Raw genomic sequence first — 20,320 nt, 5'->3', positions numbered from 1 at the left:
TTTTTACTTTATAAATGGAGGTAGCCACACTCCGTTTGTTGCCTTTCGGGTTAAAGAACTCTCTTTGACTTGCAGCACGGGAGAGATTGAACTGGTGCGGACAGCTCTTTTGGTGCTTACGCCGTTTATCAAGGCAAGAGCCTGCTTCAGCATCAGTTCATTTTCATCGCCCAGTTCCTTGAATGCCGCGATATCATCCATCTCATCTAACACCAGATTGGGTGTAAAGCCGTTGCTATAGTCGGATTTGTTTTCGGAATTGAACACCATGCCAATGATGGGCTGAAGCTTCCAGTCGTACTTATCGTCTTCAATAGTGGTTGAACCCAGATTCTTCCCTTCGGTGGTGGTTCCAATCAGTGTAACCGGCATGTAGGGTCTTAATCCGTTAATCAGCAGTTCCGAAGCGGAAGCTGTAAAATTGCTCACCAGAACATACAGGCGGGAAAGATCCAGGTTGGCTCCCCCTTGAATGATGGTGCGGTCAAAATTATAGGTGGTTTTAGCCGGAACCATCTTGTCGTTGTATTTTATAGTGCAAAATTCCTTGTCGAGCGCAGAACCGGGAGCCAGCATGGTGCTGAGAAGCTGACTGTTGGTAATATATCCTCCCGGGTTATAACGGAGGTCGAGCACGAAATCCTTTACACCCTGATTCTTGAAAGAGGCAAACAGCTGGCGCAACTCATTCTCGTAAGTGTGATCGTCTGCATTATCGCCCGGACCAGTGGAGAAATGAGTGTACATAAGGTAGCCAATCTTGTTTCCGGAGGTGCCGGTTATTACTTTGCTTGCCAAAATCGGGTCGTTGTTTACTGCTCTGGCCGCGGTTAAGGAGATTGTGCCACTTTCGGCGAAAGGAGTGGTTGTGCTTCCGGTGAAAATTCCCAGCTTCAGTTTAACCCCATTTCCGGTGAGCAGTTGGGGATAGTTTGTGTCGGTAATCTTCTGATCGTTGAAGGCGAGAATCCAGTCGCCCCTTTTCAGTCCGGCATTGCTGGCAGGGCTGTTTGGCAGCACATACAGCACACGGGCATACTGAATGTTGTTTCCGAGGTTGTATCTCATAAACTCGAATCCATAGGACGAATTCTCGTCGATGCTTCTGGTTTTTGTCACCTTTTTCTCTATCCAGGAGTAGTATCGGTTGTTTTTCTTTTCTTTGTCAGAGAGTAGGGTGTAGAAAAATACATCGGGCTGAGTGAAGAAGTTAAGCTTGCTGCTTGCCGGAATTTCATTATACCAAAGATAGACATTTTTCATTTCGCTGTACACCCAGTCGTTCACTCCCTTGGTGTCCTTATATTCCTGAGTTCTGTCTTCTCCCTTGCAGGAAGAGAAAAGGATGGCAATCGTAGCTACCGAAATAAGGAGAAGCTGATATCTATATTTCTTCATTTTTCTGTGTTTTGAATAGTTAAGACAACAAATCTAGTAAATAAAATTTTATATATACCATATTTGTGGTACGAAAATGACTATTTTGCGTGATTGTCTAACCATTACAAACCCGCTATCTTTGCAATATCGAAATTAATTAAAAACAAACGTTATGGCAAAGATCGCAAAACAATTGACAGACCTGATAGGAAACACTCCTTTACTGGAGCTTTCTCATTTTAATGAAGAGAACAATCTGGGGGCAACAGTGATTGCCAAACTTGAATACTTTAACCCGGCCGGTAGTGTGAAAGACCGTACTGCATTTGCAATGATTCAAAATGCAGAGGATAAGGGATTGCTAAAACCGGGCAGCGTTATCGTGGAACCAACCAGTGGAAACATGGGGGTGGGACTCGCTTTTGTTTCGGCAGTGAAAAAGTACAAACTGATATTGACCATGCCCGATACCATGAGTGTGGAACGCAGAAACCTGCTAAAGGCTCTTGGCGCAAACCTGGTGCTTACTCCGGGTGTCGAAGGAATGAAAGGGGCGATTGCAAAAGCCATCGAGATAAAAGAACAGACTTCGGATGCTGTGATTCTGCATCAGTTTGAGAATGCTGCCAATCCGGAAATTCACAAGAAGACAACCGCTGAAGAGATATGGAGAGATACCGACGGAACGGTTGATATATTCGTGGCCGGCGTAGGAACCGGTGGTACGGTTTCGGGAGTTGGAGAAACTCTGAAGAAGCATAATCCCAATGTGAAGATTGTAGCGGTTGAGCCTGTCGACTCACCTGTGTTGTCGGGTGGAAAACCGGGATCGCATAAGATACAGGGAATTGGCGCAGGATTTGTTCCTTCGAACTACAATGCGGAGGTTGTGGACGAAATTCTTCAGGTGACTAATGATGATGCCATCCGTACAGGTAGAGAACTCGCCGCCCGGGAAGGGTTGTTGGTGGGAATCTCTTCGGGAGCTGCAGTCTTTGCGGCGGCTCAACTGGCAAAACGTCCGGAGAATGCCGGAAAGAAGATTGTGGTGTTGTTGCCCGATACCGGCGAACGCTACCTCTCTACGCTTCTATATGCATTTGATGAATATCCGCTTTAATCAATAATCAGTTTATACCATAGCTTACTTATTTTTAAACCTACTAAAAAACAGCAAGATGTCAACACAGAATTATAAATTTGAAACATTACAGGTACATGCCGGACAGGAAGTGGATAAAACAACTCGTTCACGCGCGGTTCCTATATACCTTACCAGTTCGTATGTATTTGAAGATGCCCAGGACGGAGCCGACCTTTTTGGACTGCGGAAGTTTGGCAACATCTATACCCGATTGATGAATCCTACCACTGATGTGTTTGAAAAGAGAGTGGCCGCTCTTGAAGGAGGACTTTCGGCGCTGGCCACCTCTTCGGGACAATCGGCACAGTTCATCGCACTGAACAATATTCTTGAAGCGGGCGATAACTTTGTATCTACCTCTCACCTGTACGGAGGAACCTATAATCAGTTTAAAAACCAGTTCAAACGTCTGGGAGTGAAGGTGCATTTTACGCCGAACGATTCTCCCGAAGAGTTTGAAAAGCTGATTGATGAAAATACGAAAGCCCTTTATCTGGAGACAATCGGTAATCCGGATTTGAATATCCCCGATTTTGAAGCGATTGCCGCAGTGGCCGATAAGCACAACATTCCGCTGATTGTGGATAATACTTTTGGAGCCGGCGGAGCAATATTCCGTCCGCTGGAACATGGCGCAAGCGTGGTGGTGGAAAGTGCTACCAAATGGATTGGCGGACACGGCACAGCGCTGGGAGGAGTGATTATTGACAGCGGTAAGTTTAACTGGGGCAATGGTAAGTTCCGGGCATTCACCGAACCAAGCGAGAGTTACCACGGATTGGTGTTCTGGGATGTATTTGGCGCAAATGGTCCGTTTGGGAATATTGCCTTTACAATTCGTGCACGTACAGAAGGATTGCGCGACTGGGGAAACAGCATTTCACCGTTCAACTCATTCATATTGTTGCAGGGACTAGAAACGCTGTCACTGAGAGTGGAACGCCATGTGTCGAATGCACTGGCTGTGGCTCAATGGCTTGAATCTCGTCCGGAAGTGGAATATGTAAACTATCCGGGACTGGAAAGCAGTCCTTATCATGAACTGGCTTTGAAATACCTGAAAAGGGGTTTCGGTGGGGTGCTCTCCTTTAAACTGAAGGGTGGAAGCGAACAGGCAGACAAACTGATAAACAGTCTGCAGTTGATTAGTCACCTTGCCAATGTGGGAGATGCCAAAACACTGATTATTCACCCTGCCACAACCACGCACGAACAGCTTTCCGAAGCGGATAAGATTGCAGCGGGGGCAGTGCCCGGATTGCTTCGTCTTTCTGTAGGTATTGAAAATATTGATGATATCAAGAGAGATATTGAACAGGCTTTAACCAAACTTTAACTTGAATGGGCTGAGAACAGAATTGCATCAGCCAGCTTATCAGAAAGATTTTGCCCGGCTTAGTTCGGAATGGATAATAACTTTCTTTCATCTGCAAAGATCTGACCGGGCCATACTTAATGCCCCGCAAGGATATATTCCGAAAGAAGACGGACAAATCTTTTTATCTGAAAGCTTTTCCCGACGTTCCGATATAATAAAGGAACCTGAACCTTAAGAAAGTATTTGTTGGTGTTGTTTTTTAGGTAGTAGACAGCCGGACATTTTAATTCACGCAGAATTAAAATAGTCCGGCTGTGTTATTTTGTATTATTCGGAAAAATATTCAGACGGCGTTTTCCCGGTATATTGCTTAAAATTCCGAAGAGCAGTGGCTCTTGAACGGAAACCTACATCATAGAAAACATCCTGATAATTAAATGTTTTATTGTTTTCGATATGCCGGATAAATTCTTCGATGCGCAGCGTGTTGATATAGTTGTTGAAACTGGAATATCCCAGTTCGTGCAAAGCATTTGAGAGTGTAGTACGGTTGGTGTAAAGCAAACCGGCCAGCATATTAAGCGAAAGATCGGGGTTTCTGTAATCGCATGTGCGGTTCATGTGAAGAAGGATCCTTTCACACAATGGATTCTGGTTTGCAACTGATATTTCAACATTATTGCACTCGTCGGCAGGCACAGTGACAGTTTCATCCACAGGAACCGGATGTTGTCCTATCAGCCTTTCGAACAGTTCCAGGTAAGCAACATAGATGCTGCAACCTGCACTTACGTAATAATATAGGGTTTTAATTATCAGTAAATCAGACATAAGCACTATCATGTAGGCTATCGTATTGATAGTTAAACAGATTGTGTATCTCATGATCCATGACCTGTCGGTGTTGTTATAACGGCGTGTGTAAGGTATGGTGAAGATGAATAACACCGGTGCAAAGATAAGCATGGCAAGCAAAAGACGGAACCACGCATGAAACTCAGTGAACTGAGGCAACATGTCTTGCAATGAATGGTAAGGAGGAAAAGTTGCTCCGAACTTTATGGAAAGGCCATAAATACCAGCCAGAATCAGACAGGGGCTATATAGCTTGAAGATGCGACGCCAATTGAGGTATCCCGGCGATATCACTTCGATAGGGTACATGATGTACGAGATAACCATGAAGATAGCAAGCAACAGCATGGGTACCGAGATGACCAACTGGGGTTCGTTTCCATGGCAGAGATCGATAAACCGCATGATATAGTTCCCAACGGAAAACATGACGATGCATGAAAGGATGAGGCGTGAACGCTCTCCACTCTTTCTGCGTGCGAAGAGCAACAAGGAAGTGAGCAGGCAGGCAATTGCTGCCGCAAACGGGGTGGCTAAATATAGGCTTTGCATAGTTGGCAGCAAATTTAACTAAAAATTTGATAATTAAATTCAATACCTGGTGACAAATTTTCCTGTTTTTGTAATAATGATACAATGAAATTGTGATTGTGAAGCACCTGTTCAGAAGACAAGGCTTAATTTTATTTCTGAAACCGATACACCTTAAAACAGTACTTTTTTGATTGTGAAAAAGAACTATTGTAAGGGAAATGCATAAACTAAACCGAAGAAAACCTTTTGTTAATTAAGACCGAAATGAGGGAATGATATGTTAATTAATAATTATTTATAACTAATACTTATTGTATAATGAAAAACGTGTATTTTTTATTTCTATGGATGACGTTAACCTTTACTCTGATGTCATGTAGCTCAGATGATCCTGTTTCTCCAAACCCGTTTGATACTGTCAGTGAAAACACCGGCAGTGGGAAAGACAAGATTGTTGTTATCAGCGATTTGCATTTGGGAAACGATTTGTCTTACTCTGAAAACGTGAAGCACCTGAAACGGCTGGAGCAGTTCCTTAATGAGGTGAGATCGTCGAGCACCATCAAGGAGCTTGTCATTGCGGGCGATATGTTTGACGAGTGGTATATTCCCACACGGGCGGAAACATACGGAAATGGTTCGCAAGCCGATTTTGTGAGAAAAACAGTAGCATCTAATCAAGGAATATTTGATGTGCTGAATGGCATTATCAAGGATGGTAAGGTTAAGCTTACTTATATCCCCGGCAATCATGATATGGGATTCACGCCCGAAAACATCCAGATTGCTTTGCCGGGAGTGAATCAGGCCCGAGATGCAGGCAATAAGTATGCGGTTGGTACCTATAATCCCGACAGTTATTCGCAAATATCCATTGAACATGGTCACCGGTACGACTTCTTCTGCGCGATGACACCGAATGCCAATGAATCTGAAGCTCCCGGATCCTTTATGCCTCCAGGGTATTTCTTCGCTCGTATTGCAGCCAACTCATTCACGGATCCAACCACACCAGAGGCGGCAACAAAAGTGCCCGACGTAACGCTCAATGACCCCAAAAATGCTGAACAGAAGAGCAAATACATTTATTATAACCTGTGGAAGACAGTGATGGAGAAGGTGATTTATGTGAAAGACAATTATGGCGACCCGATTATCAAGACAAACGTGGGGAAATACACAAAGACTTATTCTATTAATGATATTATACCTAAAAACAGTGCGACTGATGGAAGCATCCAGATGAATCTGTACAATGGCTTATTTACTCAAGCCAACTGGGATGCTCGTGAGAAGTATAACAATGTTGCTGTTATGACACCTATCGATACGGCGATAGTGGGTAGTCTTAAAACGAAGTTCATCGACGAACAGTCGAATGTGCAGTTCTTTCAGAATTCTCAGTCTGATGTTCGTATCGTAGTTTTTGGTCATACGCATGAGCCAATGATTAAAACTTATACCAACCATAAAGGTAAGGCGTGTATTTATGCAAATTCGGGTACTTGGGAGGATATGAAAACCCGCGATAAGAATGCAGTGATAGAGCAAGATACGATGAAGATGCACTTCATAACGATTACTCCTACAAAATCGAATAAGAATAATCTACAGGTGGCATTGTATCAATATCGATATGGCAAACATGTGTTGGTAGATCATAAAGAGGTGAATTTATAGTTTTATCCACCTCGAAAAGATTTATTGATCCTTATACAATCCTCCTTTAGTGGAGGATTGGTTTTTAAGTGGTGAACGGCCGGACATTTTAATTCTCGCAGAATTAAAATGCTCCGGCTGCGTTACTTTGTATCTCTCCGCTGCCAATGCAGATATGTGCGTCTTTATCGTATACCACACCAAACTGCCCGGGGGCAACTCCCTGCAGTTTCTTGGAGGATTCAATCTTGTAATTGCCTCCGTCGAGGGTCAGTTTGCCGGGAATGAATTCCGGAGTATGGCGTATTTTGAAAGTGACATCGATTGAATCCTTTACAGATTCCCAAGGATTATCGGTGATGAAGTGGAAATCGTGCATGGTAAACTCGGTGCTGTACTGGGTCTCCACGTCGTGCCCGCAGGAAACATAGATGATGTTCTCATCGAGGTCCTTCTTAATTACAAACCAGGGACCTCCGCCCAAGCCCAATCCTTTGCGCTGGCCGATGGTGTGGAACCAGTATCCTTTGTGGGTGCCAAGTACCTTTCCGGTTTCCAGCTCCACAATCTTACCCTCTTTTTCACCCAGGTAACGACGTATAAAGTCGTTGTAGTTGATCTTGCCCAAGAAACAGATACCCTGGCTGTCTTTTCGCTTGGCGGTAGGCAGGGCTGCACGAAGCGCTGCATCTCTTACCTCGCTTTTCATCAGGCTACCCAACGGGAACATCAGCTTGGATACCTGCAGGTAGTCAATCTGAGCCAGGAAGTCGGTCTGGTCCTTCACCGGGTCGATAGCGGTGGAAAGATATACTTTTCCGTCCTTCTCGGTAGTAGAGGCATAATGTCCTGTAGCGGTCTTATCAAAATCCTTTCCGCATCTCTGTTCGAAGCAGCCAAACTTGATCAGCTTGTTACACATCACGTCGGGGTTGGGAGTAAGGCCGCGACGAACCTTGTCGATGGTATATGCCACGACATTGTCCCAGTATTCTTTTTGTAGGTCGATAATCTCGAAACGACATCCGTATTTACGGGCAACAAAGGTGGCCATTTCGATGTCTTCCTCGGCCGTACAGGTGAGGTCGTTATCGCCATCCATTCCGATTTTAATGTAAAACAAAGAGGGATCGTATCCTTGTTCCTTTAGCAGATGTACTACTACCGAACTATCTACACCCCCCGAAAGTAATGTTGCAATTTCCATATAAAAAATAAATGTTATATATAATATTCCGCCAGGTCAACAATCCCTGCTCTCATGGCGTATTTTGTTGCTTCGTGAACGTTGTTGACTTCCAGTTTCCGGAAGATGTTTTTCCGGTGCGAATTGATTGTGTGGAAGCTCAGGTTTCTTTCGGCAGCAATCTCTTTTGTAGTTTTTCCTAATGCAATTTCTTTTAAAATAATCTTTTCTGTATTGGTAAGCACTGTATCTTTTGGCGCCTGAATGGGTTTCCCAATCAGCATATTGCTTACATGGTTGCAGATAAACCGTTCTTTGTGCATGGCGCATTGCAGGGCAGAAAGGATTTCTTCTTTCGAATTGTCTTTCATCACAATACTGAACTGCTGGCTGCTGTAGAGTATTCGTTTTACAAATTCTTCACTGAGTTCATCCGAAAAAAGTATCCAGTTTATTTTAGGGAAGCGTTCGCTCAGGATAAGTAATTCATCGGCACCGTTGAAATCGGAAAGTGTGTAATCCAGAATCACCACGGCTTCGGGCGAAACACGCAGTTGCTTAATCAATTCCCCGCGATTGTCTGTTTCGCAAATATTGCCTGCTTCCTTCAATCCACCCAGCAGAAACAGCATTCCCGCTTTCGTGATATCCTGATTGTCTGCAATGATGAATTCTCTCATAAATCTTTAGCCTGCTGTAATTGCACAAATACGGCTGCAAATTTACGCAAAATAGTGGGAATATTTTGCCTGTAGAATGTTTTTCTTTTATTTATTGGTTAAAGTATCTTGATAAACCTGATAAAGGTAGGGGGGATGAATGAATTTAAATATTTTTTATAAAAAAGCATTAATTGGAATGAAATTTAATAAAATCGTTGTATTTTTGCTTTAGATTTAGTAATTTTGAACCTTACGAAATATTTATTAACAAACACAACAAATCTAATTACTCACCGGTGAAGTGACCGAAGGATTTCTAACATGAACAACTACAATAGAAAATCAGTAAGTATAATTGATATAGACGAAATGGTAATTGTCAACCTGAATAAGGGTGACATGAAAGCATTCAGACAGATCTATGATGCTTTCTATGTATATCTATGTACGATTGCTACAGCTTATATATTTGACAGAGACGTAGCCCGCGAAGTGGTGAATGATGTTTTTGTTAACCTTTGGGAGAATCGCGAGAATATTACCTATCCGATAACTCCATATCTAAAGAAGGCTGTTCAGAACAGATCATTGAACTACATCCGTTCAATCCAATCGCGCGAGAGAGTATTGACTGAAGCAGAAGAGCTGCTGAACCAGTTTCAGGAAGAATACATCACTTCAACTGATACACCACTCAGTGTACTGGAAAAAAAGGAGGTGGAAGATTTGATTCTTGATGCGGTCAATAATTTGCCGGAGCGTTGCCGGGCAATTTTTACGGACAATCTCTATAACAATAAATCATACGACGAAATTGCAGAGTCGTATGGCATTACTGTAAGCACTGTACGGGTGCAAATTAAGATTGCTTTGACCAAAGTGAAAGATGCGCTTAACCCCATACTTACCTATCTTTTTATTTTTTCTCTGATTTTTTTCATTTTCCGTTAAACGTTTCCTTATCGGCAGGTGTATCTATTATAAAAAGCAATAGATATGCCTAAAGAAATAAAACAATTAATAGCAGATTATCTTTCTGGTAACATCGGTCAGGCTGATGCTGCTGAACTAGTTCGTGTGCTTCGGGAAGATGAAAAGGCTGAGCAGCTGTTTCGTAATATGGCAGAAGCACGGGCATTATCTTCGTCAGTGAAATTCGAAGAAGAGAAAGATCGCAACTTTGAGAAATTGCTGACCAAAATTGAACCTTATCAATCGAAAAAACGGATAATCCCTTTTTCTTTATATAAAGTTGCAGCAGTTCTGCTGCTTCTCATCACAAGTAACTCACTGCTTTATAAATTTCTTCAATCGGGAAATGATAAAGAGGAGGTGGTTTATTATGAAACATCGGTACCTTATGGTTCGCTTTCGAAGGTTGTTTTACCTGATAATACCTGTGTATGGCTCAATGCTGGTTCTTCCCTTAAATATGCTCAGGACTTCGGGAAAAATAAAAAGCGTGAAGTTTACCTGAAAGGAGAGGCTTATTTTAAAGTATCAAAAGATGCCAACCGTCCTTTCTTTGTTCACTCAGGAAAACTTAATGTACGTGTGTTGGGTACCACGTTTAATGTTCGTGCTTATTCAAACGAACAGGTAGCAAAGGTTGGTTTGATTGAAGGAAAGGTGAATGTGGAGGTTTCTGATGGACAGAAAAGTAAACAGATGGTACTGAACCCGAATGAGCAGGTTGCATATAATAAGGCTACAAGTGAGATATGCAAAAATGAAATAAACGCTGAGAAATCTTCCTGGTGGATTACCGGGAAACTATGCTTTATAGACGATTCATTTGCAACGATTGCCACTGCGCTTGAGCGGAAATATGATGTCAGAATAGCAAATGGAAGTGATAAACTGAAGAATGAGCGTTTTTCGGGTAGCTTTGATGTGAACTGTAACATTGATGAGATCCTTTCGGATATTGATGTGGATCACAAATATACCTGGACAAGAGTTAGAAATGTAATAACTATCAAAGATAAAAACTAATATGAACCTATAAAGAATAAGGAGGTAGAATGGATAGTAAATAAGTTATAAAGTAGAACCAGAATGTGAGTCAGACATCCTGGTTCATAGATTTCAATCAATCGTAATAATTTTTTTAATCAAAATCAGTACAAAGGTATGAAAAACAAATCAGAAATGGGGAATTTTATACTCCCTTTTCTTCATCACCGCGACCTAAAATTAACGAATTTCCCGTTAATTGTATTTTTATTTACAGTGTTTTTATTTCCAACGCAATCGGTGTCGGCATTCTCTTTGATCGATAAGAATGTAACCATTCAGATGACAAACGTTTCGCTGGGCAAAGTGTTGGATGAAGTTGAGAAACAGAGCGGATACTCTTTCCTGGTTCGTAACAACGATGTGAACCTGAATGATAAGGTCTCCTTGAACGTGAAAAACGAAAGTGTGGAACAGATTTTAAAAACTCTGTTTACCTCAAAAGGAATCACTTATGAGATTAAAGGAACCCGGATTACTATTTATCGTCCGATGGACAGGGTAGAACAAAAAGCAGAACAAAAGTCTGGAAACCAACAGAAAAAGACTGTAACCGGAATAGTAAAAGACGCTAATGGAGAAACAATAATTGGCGTAAACGTTTCGGTTGTGGGAACCAATAATGCAACTATTACCGATTTGGATGGAAAGTTTATCCTGAAAAATGTGCCCGAAAAATCATTAATCAAAGTATCGTATATTGGTTTTGTAACTCAAGAAGTTGCGCTAAAAGACAAAAACGATCTGAAAATTGTGATGGTAGAATCTTCAAAGCAACTGGAAGAAGTGGTAGTTGTTGGTTACGGGGTTCAGAAGAAAGAGAACCTGACAGGATCGGTCGCTTCGGTAAAGATGGAACAGATTTTAGGTGACCGTCCGGTATCAAATACTACTTCTGTTTTGCAAGGTACTATTCCCGGTTTGCAGGTAACACGCTCATCTACTCCCGGACAGAATAGCAACTCGCTGAATATTCGTGGAACGGTATCAATTAACGGAGGATCTCCGCTGGTATTGATTGACAACGTTCCGGGTGATTTGGGAATGCTGAATCCTGAAGATGTTGAGACAGTAACCGTACTGAAAGATGCAGCATCGGCAGCCATCTATGGAGCTCGTGCAGCAGGAGGTGTTGTACTTGTTACAACGAAACGTCCGAAATCAAATACTACCTTCTCTTTGAGCTACAACAATAATTTTGGTTTCGAGTCTTCAATTAATAAACCTGAACAAGTATCGTTGGAAAGTTATCTGGATAATTACCTGAAAGCAGGATTTACAGATTCTTATTGGGCAAACGGTCAGAGTGTTGCACAGTGGAAGGATTATGTGAAGGATTATAAAATGAATCCAGGTGCTTATGCTACAGTAGGTGACGGTATCTACAAAGATCCAAATGGCAAAATCTATTATCTGAATGAAAAAGACCTTTTTGCCAACATGCTGGAAACTAGTTTTATGACCAATCACAACCTATCCGCATCGGGGGGTACAGAAAAACTTCGTTACCGTATTGCTGCAGGTTACAACTTTGAGAATGGACCGATTGTTACAAATAAGGACCAGTATAGTCGTAAGAATGTAAGCGCTTTCTTGTCGGCAGACGTAACTGATTGGTTTACTCAGGAAATAGATGTACGTTATTCACAAAGCAACAAGACCATGCCGGTGGATGCAGCTGGAGGGATTTATTCAACCCGTCTTATTTCATTTTATCCTGAAGGAGATATGCCTGCGTCAATCAGTGGTCTGGACAAAGATTACCCGATCTTTACGCCACGTGGACTGCTGAATTTGGCAAGAACATCAAGTACTACGGTTGATAACCCACGTATCTTTATGAAGTCTATTGTAAAACCAATGAAGGGCTTGGAAGCAGTATTTGAATACACATACAACAAGAACAATACTAATTATTCTTACTATTCAGGTCAGTACAGTTACACAACCATTCAGATGGCGAAGCAAACAGCTCCTTCGCGTGATACCTATACAAAAGATAAATATTTTACTGATTACAATGCAATCAATGCATACGCTACTTACAGCAAATCTTTTGGAGGACACAATTTTAAACTGATGGGTGGTTTTGACCAAGAAAAGAGTTATTATGAGGACTTGTATGCTTATGCGGAACAACAGGCAGTACAGTCGACACCATCTTTTGGCGGTGCAACCGGTACAAAGACTATCACTGACGGTTATAGCGTTTATACTATCCGAAGCGGATTTTACCGTTTAAACTACAACTGGAACGGAAGATATCTGTTGGAGGTAAATGGTCGTTATGATGGTTCATCTAAATTTCCTAAGAATGAACGTTTTGGTTTCTTTCCATCATTTTCTGCAGGATGGCAGGTTGCCGAAGAAGGTTTTATGAAATCAACCCGTAGCTGGCTGGATGGCTTAAAGGTTCGCGGCTCATGGGGAGAAATTGGCAACCAGGCAATTGATCCATATCAGTATACTCCAACTATGGGTATCAACAGTTCGGACGGTGTTTGGTTGAATAACGGTGCCTACGTAACCACTATTGGTGTTCCAAATTTGGTACGCAGTAACTTTACCTGGGAGAAGGTGGCAACACTCGACTTAGGTTTGGATATAACAATGTTTGGAAATCGTTTAAGCGGTACGTTTGACTGGTATCAACGTGATACTAAAGGTATGTTGTCGGCAGGCAGTGAGATTCCATCGGTTGTGGGTGTAAAAGCTCCTCTTCAGAATGTGGCCGATATGAGAACAACCGGTTGGGAACTAGGTCTTAGCTGGAACGACAAAATTGGTGATTTTGGATACAGAGTAGGTTTTAATGTATACGATCATACATCAAAAATAACGAAGTTTAAAGAAACAGGGTTGATGTCTGATTATTACGTTGGTCGCGACCTGGGTGAAATATGGGGGTATGTAGCTGATGGTTACTATACTGTGAACGATTTCGTAGATACAAATTCCTGGAAGCTGAAAGAAGGAATTACTACTATTCAGGGAGTTAACGTTCGTCCGGGTGATGTGAAATTCAAAAATCTTAGAGATGACGAGGTAAGCGCAAATCAGATTGATGCGGGAAATGGTACATTAGTTAATCCGGGAGACCGTAAAATTATTGGTAACAATACATCCAGATACCAATTCGGGGCAAACCTGGGCGCATCTTACAAAGGGTTTGACCTGAGTGTGATGTTGCAAGGAACAGGTAAACGTGATGTTTGGTTGAGTAATACGATGATTTTCCCATTCGGGACCAGCTCAACAGATGCTGTGTTCATTCCTCTGTATAAAGGTCTGGAAGATTTCTGGAAACCAATCAGCACAGATCCTACAAACGAAAATTACATGATTCCGGAAAAATCGGATCCTAAATTTTATCGTTTATATGGACAGATGCAGAATGTAGGTTCAAACACCCGTGTGTGCGACAAATATTTATCGAATGCTGCATATCTGCGTGTGAAGAACGTTACCCTTTCATATATGTTTCCAGCACAATGGCTGAAGAAGTTAACAGTAAAACAGCTAAGAATGTATGTGAGTGTTGAAAACCTTGCTACCATTACTTCACTGACAAATGGCATTGATCCGGAAACTCTTGGCTGGAACTATCCATTCTACCGTACAACTTCTTTTGGTGCAAGCATTACGTTCTAATATTAAAATGAAAAATAAACCATGAAAAAGATATTTATAATAGCGGCAATGGCACTCTCGCTGGCATCTTGCAACGATGAGTTCCTTGATAAGTACCCTGTAACAGACATCTCTGAAGAGACGGCTTTTGGTTCCTATGATAACTTTAAAGCATTTACTTTTCCGTTGTATGATATGTTTACAAATACAACGATTCAAACCTCTGTAAACTATTGTGCTCAAAGCTCCTGCTATAACGGCGACTTTTATGCTGGGTATATTACTACAAAAAGCAGTTATAACCCTTATGCGTTTCAGACTGTGAGCCAATCTGCCTCTGGCAACGGATGGGATTTTGCATATATAAGAAGAGTGAACATTATGTTATCAAACATTGATAAATGCGCATCAATGTCGGCTGCTGAGAAGAACCACTGGAGAGCGGTAGGATACTTTTTCCACTCATTCTGGTACATGGAACTGATAAATCGTTTTGGCGATGTTCCATGGATTAATAAACCACTGAATGAAGTTTCTCCTGAGGCTTTCGGAGAAAGAATTGCCCGTAAGATTGTAGCTGATTCCGTATTGACACGTTTGCAATGGGCCGAAGCTAATATTGGCGAATTTACTACCAAAGACGGTTCGAATACAATCAATCAGGATTGTGTGCGTGCAGCTTTATCACGCTTTACATTGCGTGAGGGTACATGGCGCAAGTACCATAAGCTGGGCGACTATGAGAAATACCTGACAGAGTGTGCAAGAGTTTCGAAAGTATTGATGGCCAAATATCCTAAATTGTATACCGGTTGTGGTACTGAAGTAACTCCGGGATCGGGCTATGGTGAGATGTGGACTACTGAAGATTTAGGTAAAGTACCGGGCATTATTCTTTATAAGCCGTATAATGCATTGGTTCCTCATAACTTTTCTTATCAGGAACATATTTCAAACTCGAACTACGGACTACACCAGGCAACAGTTGATCTTTATCTTTGCAAGGATGGAAAAACAATTTCTAAATCTCCGTTGTATAACGGTGATAAGGACCCATATTCTACTTTCCGCAATCGCGATCCACGTATGCTGCTTACCATTATGCCTCCGTTTAAAGTGGTGGAAAATGGTGCCAACAAACCTGCTGATAACCCTAAAGCAACATGGGGATATACCAATAATCCGGCCGACAGAGAGTATATTGACTTGATTGGTGTGAATTCTTCGTGTGCAAATCCAGGCGTTGGTATGAAACGCTTGCCGGCACAAAACTGGGGTGCATCTTTGTTGCCTTATTCTCCTAATATCGTTGACAAACAGATTAAGGCTTACATCTGCAGTTATTCAGGCTATTTCCTTTGGAAAAACTACACTTTATGGGAAGAAAGCGGAACAGCGACATTGAATACATCTGATAAACCTATCTTCAAAATTGAAGAGGTTCTCTTGAATTATGCTGAGGCAATGTGGGAACTTGGTCAGTTTAACCAATCGGTTGCTGATGAAAGTATCAATAAATTGCGTGAACGCGCTGCAGTTGCTAAAATGGTTGTAAGCGATATCGATGCAAACTTTGATCCTAACAGACCAACGGATGATGATGGTAATCTGATTGATCCGCTTTTGTGGGAAGTACGTCGTGAAAGAATTATCGAACTGATGGGTGAAGGATTTGGTTTTTATGATGTACGCCGCTGGAGAATGGCCAAATTCTTTATCAACAAACAGCAGAAAGGTTTCTGGACAACAAAGGATGCCGTATCTAAAAGAGGTTTGTTGAACGAAACTACTCATTTGGCTGATCCGACATTAACGCAAGGTTATGCATATCTGTTTGCAGATCCGGTTAACACGGAAGGTAAAGGATGGCTTGATAAGTATTATCTATATCAGGTTCCAACCAATGAAATAGTGTTGAATCCGGCATTAACTCAGAATCCGGGTTGGGAACATTAATAGCTATCTGGTTCAGTTTATGAAAAACTAATCTATATCATTATTACATTAAATAGCCCGGAAGTGAATTAATCACTCCGGGCTATTTTTATATGGTTTCATGCATTATGCGAGAAACTTGAAGTATGTGATTTTCTACTTTTTGATCACCTTTACAGTTTTATAGGTTACCTTATCTTTCAGAATCTGCAGGTAGTACATACCTTTAGGACCATCAACAGCTACATTGATAATTTCGGAAGCTGCAGCTGAAAGTGCACGACTGGTAACTAACTGACCGAGCGCATTGACTACACGGATAGTGTAATTGCCTGCTTCAGGGAACATCATGTTTACTGATTCAACGAAAGGATTAGGATAAACCGAAAGTTGGGCTGTTGCCGCATCTTCGATACCTACACTACTTGTGATAGTAATATACTCAATCATATCCTTCGTGTCTTTACCCCACATGTTGGAGATTGTCAATCCGGCATCAAACTTACCGCCTTTTGTATATGAAACTGTTACAGCCTTTCCATCTGTTTTAGCTGGTAAAGTTGCTTCTTTGAGTCGCCATTCAGGAGTTGTTTTGATTTCAAGTGTTCCGGTAATGCCTGGATAACCTAATAGGTCGTTTGATGCTTCACAGGCTTTATAGGAAGCCGAGGTGGTTGATTCGCCTCCGCTACCGTCAACAATAACAACAGATCCTTTCAGGTCGCCGCCTTTACCCTTATTGGCAAAAGTATTGTCTTCAGCCTTCTCTTCGAAAGTATAGTAGGCGGTAAGTCCTTCAGGAGCTACTTCGTATCCTTTCATACATTGTGTAACTTCTTCATCCGATAATGCTTTGTTCCAGATCTGAACTTCATCGATGGCACCGTTGAATCCTGCTTTGTAAACTCCGCCACCACCAAAGAAGATGTTGGCTGGAACACTTTTGTTTATTCGGCTATCGCTCATATCTTCACGACGTGTGGAAGCTGAGAAAACTGTTTCGGCCAATTTCTTGCCGTTGAAATACATCTTTTGATTTTTATTGGCATCCTGAGTAATAACCAAATGGTTCCACACTCCCGGAGTAACGCTGAATCCGGTACTCATCATCGATTCGTTAGGGCTGTCGTGAGCTGTCCATCCCATTGTATTGAAGGAAACTTCGTTAGCAGGGTGCAGTGCAGTTCCCTGCCATTGCGGGCGGATGGTTACCCAAAGGTCTCCCCAGTTATTATGAGGCCAGCTGTCACCGATAGAGTTCTTGTTGATCAGATTGGTACCCTGTTTGTCGTGAGAGAATTTATCTGCTTTAAACCACAAGGCATAGGAGTAAGCATAGCCGGTTTGTGCAGCAGCCGGCACCATGAACATTTGTGGATCGGCTACCTTTAAAGCACGTGAAACAGTACCTTCACCATCGCGAGAAGTATAAGTGAACTCAACGTTATCGCTTGTTGTAGCTGTTGTTTTGTTGGCAGCAAAAGTATTAATCTGAGGCATTGCACCGGTCTGTTCCGGAGTAATCTGAATGAATCCGCGCATAATGGTTGTTTTACCGTCAGCATTGGTTATATAAAGATCATAAAGACCTGTTTCAGCTATAGTTGCTTTTATTTCACGTGCATTGTCGGCAGAAGCAAGTGAAGCTCCCGTGATTGGGTTTTTGATCTCCCATTTTGCATTTCCATGAAGCAGATCCTTAAAGCTTGCAGTAAAATTTTCGTTTGGTTTGATTACCGGTCGGTCGGTTTCTACTACCTCAATAGGGTCATTATAAGGTAAAGCCTGATATTCTGTCCAACGGATCTCGGAGCCGTTATTTCCATCGGGAGAAACGGCACGTACTCCGAAACGGCCTTCACGTTCACCGTTTGTAAGAGGAGCATCGATTACATAACCAGCCCATGAGGTTGTTGCCGTAAGCAGTTGTTGTGCTTCTCCTTTTTGTTGGAAGTAGATTTCATAGTACCAGGTGTCTACTTCATCGTTATAGGTTTTCACACCGTTTGATTCATCCTTACTCTTATAGAATAGTTTGAAATCAAGCTGGTTGTACCGGCCGCGAAGAATCTCTACCTTAGTGATGTCTGGCTGAACTGTTGTAAATGCCTGAGATGGATTCCGAACCGCCATTTCACCCAATAACATGTTGTAGTCTTCGGTAGTACCTTCAACAGAAAGTCCGATCATTGAGATTACAGCATCGGCTGGCAATTCAAGTTCAGAAAGTTTAGCAGTATAAGTAGTCCACTCGCCGGCTTTAGCAGATACCGGTAGTGCAATTTCCTTATAATCGCTAAGTGCGCCTTTCAGAGCAACAAACATTTTTGCATGAGGATCGGTTCCGTTTAATACCTTATAGGTAAGAGAAAGTGTATAATCAGATTTTACACTGAAGTTGGTCTTGAACAGTTTTACTCTGGAGAAATTGGTTGCTCCGTGAAGCTTCAGACAAGAACCTCCAAACCAGGCATCATCGAAAGTGAAATCGGCTTTTACCAATCCGGAGAGACTTTCCTGAGTCACCTGATCGTTGCGGTCTGTAATCCACCAACGCCATGTGGGCAGGAAGTCCTGGGTATTGATGTTGTACCATTTGTGAGCAAAAGTGGTTTTGCCTTGGTTCTTGAAAAACAGACCGTTACCTAGGCTGAATCGTGTTACGAATGGAATTTGTTGCAGTGTTGATTTGGCTGTTAGAAAGGAAGCAAGGCCATGGAATGTTTTCAGGTCGGCATTTGCCAGTGTAGCATCTGTACGTAGGGGAGGGGTTAATCCCGGGTTGCGGTTTCCACCTGAGAAAGCAAGTTCTTGTTTGAGTAGATATGCCTTTTGAATAGCAATATCAGAAGATCCGTCGTCGGTAGCGCTTTGATGCAACAAACTTTGGGCATGTGCTCCCCAGAGTCCGATAGAGATTTTGTTATCTTTGAGTGCACTCCAATTGCTGTTTTTGAAGGCACGTCCCTGAATATCAAAACCTGCATAGTAATCATAGCTGCTGCGTCCCATAGATTCGGCCTTAGTAACTGAGTTTGAAAGCAGACTTCCGCTCCAGTTGTAATTTGCAAACATCATGTCTGTTACAATGTTGTCACCAGTTCCAAACATTCCATCATTATGATCGCCTAATCCACTGTCGAACGAAATGCCACCGTTATCATTGGTTCCGTCATACCAATGCAATTGGAATTCCCAACCTATCTCTTTTGCCTTCTTATGACAGTCTTGCGAAAAAGCCATCAGTTTAGACATAAAAGTTGAATTTGAACGAAATTCCGAGTTGCATCCTAACCCATCTATACCGTAATATTTCATGAGCTTGACTAGCTTCATTGAATGTTTAAATGTTCCATCAGTGTTTTTCTCAAACAAACGATAGAAAACCTTTCCATAAGTGTTGTATTGGCTGTCGGATACGGATACGCTCCATGGAATGGAGTTTACGCATCCCACTTTTACTCCGTTTTTATGTGCAACGTCGGCTATACCGGCAGTTACCCTCATCCAGGGTGCTGTCCAGTTTCCGTGAATGTCGGTGTACGACCACATGCTGAAGTTGTCTCCTTCAAAACAATAGCGCGGAAGAGATTTCCAGGTAGTAGTAGGATCATCCAATGGAACCCACACACAAAGTTTTCTGTTTTTGTCTGCAGAATTATTTGCCTGATAATCTCCATCAACGATTCTGGACAATGGACGAACACGAGAAATGTAAAACTGATCGTCAAATTGATTTGTTCCCGGAGGAGGTGTACCAGGCTCCCAGCTCTCGAGAATTGTGTACAAGTCTGTCGAACCTTGAGGTATATCCAACGGATGTTCAGGTGTTCGTTGTGCCCAGCTTAAGACGGCCAGGTTTACAAAGAAAAATAATAAATAAATCTTTTTCATTGTGTTGTTAATTAAAGTTAGACAATAAGTGAAATTTTTCATAAGTAGATTTTTGTGCTGATGTCTGTTTCCTTAAATTTGGCTAAGGTTGTTTTAGGAAAGCGCAG

General features: G+C 42.1%; 13 protein-coding genes. 8 read left to right on the top strand and 5 right to left on the bottom strand.

Annotated elements, in window-relative coordinates:
* Positions 1–3: 3 nt before the first annotated feature.
* Positions 4–1,398 carry a S41 family peptidase gene (locus ABWU87_RS06620; protein WP_353334201.1) on the bottom strand — a complete coding sequence of 465 codons (1,395 nt, stop codon included), beginning with the start codon at positions 1,396–1,398 and terminating at the stop codon, positions 4–6.
* A gap of 154 nt (positions 1,399–1,552) precedes the next feature.
* On the opposite strand from ABWU87_RS06620, the gene cysK reads away from it, so the two are divergent.
* The 3 genes from cysK to ABWU87_RS06605 are packed head-to-tail and all read left to right on the top strand — an operon-like array spanning position 1,553 to position 4,077.
* Positions 1,553–2,500 (top strand): cysteine synthase A, encoded by a 948-nt coding sequence (gene cysK, locus ABWU87_RS06615; protein WP_353334200.1) that lies wholly within the window; start codon positions 1,553–1,555, stop codon positions 2,498–2,500.
* A 58-nt stretch (positions 2,501–2,558) separates the two neighbouring features.
* Entirely contained in the window at positions 2,559–3,860 is a 1,302-nt protein-coding gene (locus ABWU87_RS06610; protein WP_353334199.1) for an O-acetylhomoserine aminocarboxypropyltransferase/cysteine synthase family protein, read from the top strand.
* A gap of 1 nt (position 3,861) precedes the next feature.
* Positions 3,862–4,077 (top strand): hypothetical protein, encoded by a 216-nt coding sequence (locus tag ABWU87_RS06605; protein WP_353334198.1) that lies wholly within the window; start codon positions 3,862–3,864, stop codon positions 4,075–4,077.
* Positions 4,078–4,169: 92 nt separating this feature from the next.
* On the opposite strand, the gene ABWU87_RS06600 is transcribed toward ABWU87_RS06605, so the two are convergent.
* On the bottom strand, positions 4,170–5,249 hold the full coding sequence (locus ABWU87_RS06600; protein WP_353334197.1) for an AraC family transcriptional regulator: 1,080 nt from the start codon (positions 5,247–5,249) through the stop codon (positions 4,170–4,172).
* 300 nt (positions 5,250–5,549) lie between these two features.
* On the opposite strand from ABWU87_RS06600, the gene ABWU87_RS06595 reads away from it, so the two are divergent.
* On the top strand, positions 5,550–6,911 hold the full coding sequence (locus ABWU87_RS06595) for a metallophosphoesterase (RefSeq protein WP_353334196.1): 1,362 nt from the start codon (positions 5,550–5,552) through the stop codon (positions 6,909–6,911).
* A gap of 103 nt (positions 6,912–7,014) precedes the next feature.
* Here the strand turns inward: ABWU87_RS06595 and mnmA are convergent, their stop codons facing one another.
* Together mnmA and ABWU87_RS06585 are read right to left on the bottom strand one after the other, a co-directional pair.
* Complete coding sequence (gene mnmA, locus ABWU87_RS06590) at positions 7,015–8,097, bottom strand: tRNA 2-thiouridine(34) synthase MnmA (RefSeq protein WP_353334195.1); 1,083 nt, start codon at positions 8,095–8,097, stop codon at positions 7,015–7,017.
* A gap of 14 nt (positions 8,098–8,111) precedes the next feature.
* On the bottom strand, positions 8,112–8,756 hold the full coding sequence (locus tag ABWU87_RS06585; protein ID WP_353334194.1) for a response regulator transcription factor: 645 nt from the start codon (positions 8,754–8,756) through the stop codon (positions 8,112–8,114).
* Positions 8,757–9,059: 303 nt separating this feature from the next.
* On the opposite strand from ABWU87_RS06585, the gene ABWU87_RS06580 reads away from it, so the two are divergent.
* From ABWU87_RS06580 to ABWU87_RS06565, 4 genes are all read left to right on the top strand, one after another.
* Positions 9,060–9,689, top strand: coding sequence for an RNA polymerase sigma-70 factor (locus tag ABWU87_RS06580; RefSeq protein WP_353334193.1), 630 nt, complete (start codon positions 9,060–9,062; stop codon positions 9,687–9,689).
* Between the two features lie 45 nt (positions 9,690–9,734).
* The gene (locus ABWU87_RS06575; RefSeq protein ID WP_353334192.1) at positions 9,735–10,733 is read left to right on the top strand and encodes a FecR family protein; all 999 of its coding nucleotides are present in this window, start codon (positions 9,735–9,737) and stop codon (positions 10,731–10,733) included.
* A 138-nt stretch (positions 10,734–10,871) separates the two neighbouring features.
* Positions 10,872–14,405, top strand: coding sequence for a TonB-dependent receptor (locus ABWU87_RS06570; protein ID WP_353334191.1), 3,534 nt, complete (start codon positions 10,872–10,874; stop codon positions 14,403–14,405).
* A 21-nt stretch (positions 14,406–14,426) separates the two neighbouring features.
* Entirely contained in the window at positions 14,427–16,340 is a 1,914-nt protein-coding gene (locus ABWU87_RS06565; protein ID WP_353334190.1) for a RagB/SusD family nutrient uptake outer membrane protein, read from the top strand.
* A 135-nt stretch (positions 16,341–16,475) separates the two neighbouring features.
* On the opposite strand, the gene ABWU87_RS06560 is transcribed toward ABWU87_RS06565, so the two are convergent.
* Entirely contained in the window at positions 16,476–20,213 is a 3,738-nt protein-coding gene (locus ABWU87_RS06560; protein ID WP_353334189.1) for an endo-beta-N-acetylglucosaminidase, read from the bottom strand.
* Between the last annotated feature and the right edge of the window lie 107 nt (positions 20,214–20,320).

Origin of the sequence: Bacteroides sedimenti, from assembly GCF_040365225.1 — a bacterium.
In the GTDB taxonomy this organism is placed as follows: Bacteria; Bacteroidota; Bacteroidia; order Bacteroidales; family Bacteroidaceae; genus Bacteroides; species Bacteroides sedimenti.
The sequence above is the reverse complement of the archived record's forward strand: the minus strand, read 5'-3'. Positions and strand labels throughout refer to the sequence as shown.

Bases quoted from the DNA above. Each gene is read 5' to 3' on its own strand.
- ABWU87_RS06570 (WP_353334191.1), top strand. From the start codon at position 10,872: ATGAAAAACAAATCAGAAATGGGGAATTTTATACTCCCTTTTCTTCAT.
- ABWU87_RS06575 (WP_353334192.1), top strand. From the start codon at position 9,735: ATGCCTAAAGAAATAAAACAATTAATAGCAGATTATCTTTCTGGTAAC.
- ABWU87_RS06595 (WP_353334196.1), top strand. From the start codon at position 5,550: ATGAAAAACGTGTATTTTTTATTTCTATGGATGACGTTAACCTTTACT.
- ABWU87_RS06600 (WP_353334197.1), bottom strand. From the start codon at position 5,249: ATGCAAAGCCTATATTTAGCCACCCCGTTTGCGGCAGCAATTGCCTGC.
- ABWU87_RS06560 (WP_353334189.1), bottom strand. From the start codon at position 20,213: ATGAAAAAGATTTATTTATTATTTTTCTTTGTAAACCTGGCCGTCTTA.
- ABWU87_RS06580 (WP_353334193.1), top strand. From the start codon at position 9,060: ATGAACAACTACAATAGAAAATCAGTAAGTATAATTGATATAGACGAA.
- ABWU87_RS06585 (WP_353334194.1), bottom strand. From the start codon at position 8,756: ATGAGAGAATTCATCATTGCAGACAATCAGGATATCACGAAAGCGGGA.
- cysK (WP_353334200.1), top strand. From the start codon at position 1,553: ATGGCAAAGATCGCAAAACAATTGACAGACCTGATAGGAAACACTCCT.
- ABWU87_RS06565 (WP_353334190.1), top strand. From the start codon at position 14,427: ATGAAAAAGATATTTATAATAGCGGCAATGGCACTCTCGCTGGCATCT.
- mnmA (WP_353334195.1), bottom strand. From the start codon at position 8,097: ATGGAAATTGCAACATTACTTTCGGGGGGTGTAGATAGTTCGGTAGTA.
- ABWU87_RS06620 (WP_353334201.1), bottom strand. From the start codon at position 1,398: ATGAAGAAATATAGATATCAGCTTCTCCTTATTTCGGTAGCTACGATT.
- ABWU87_RS06610 (WP_353334199.1), top strand. From the start codon at position 2,559: ATGTCAACACAGAATTATAAATTTGAAACATTACAGGTACATGCCGGA.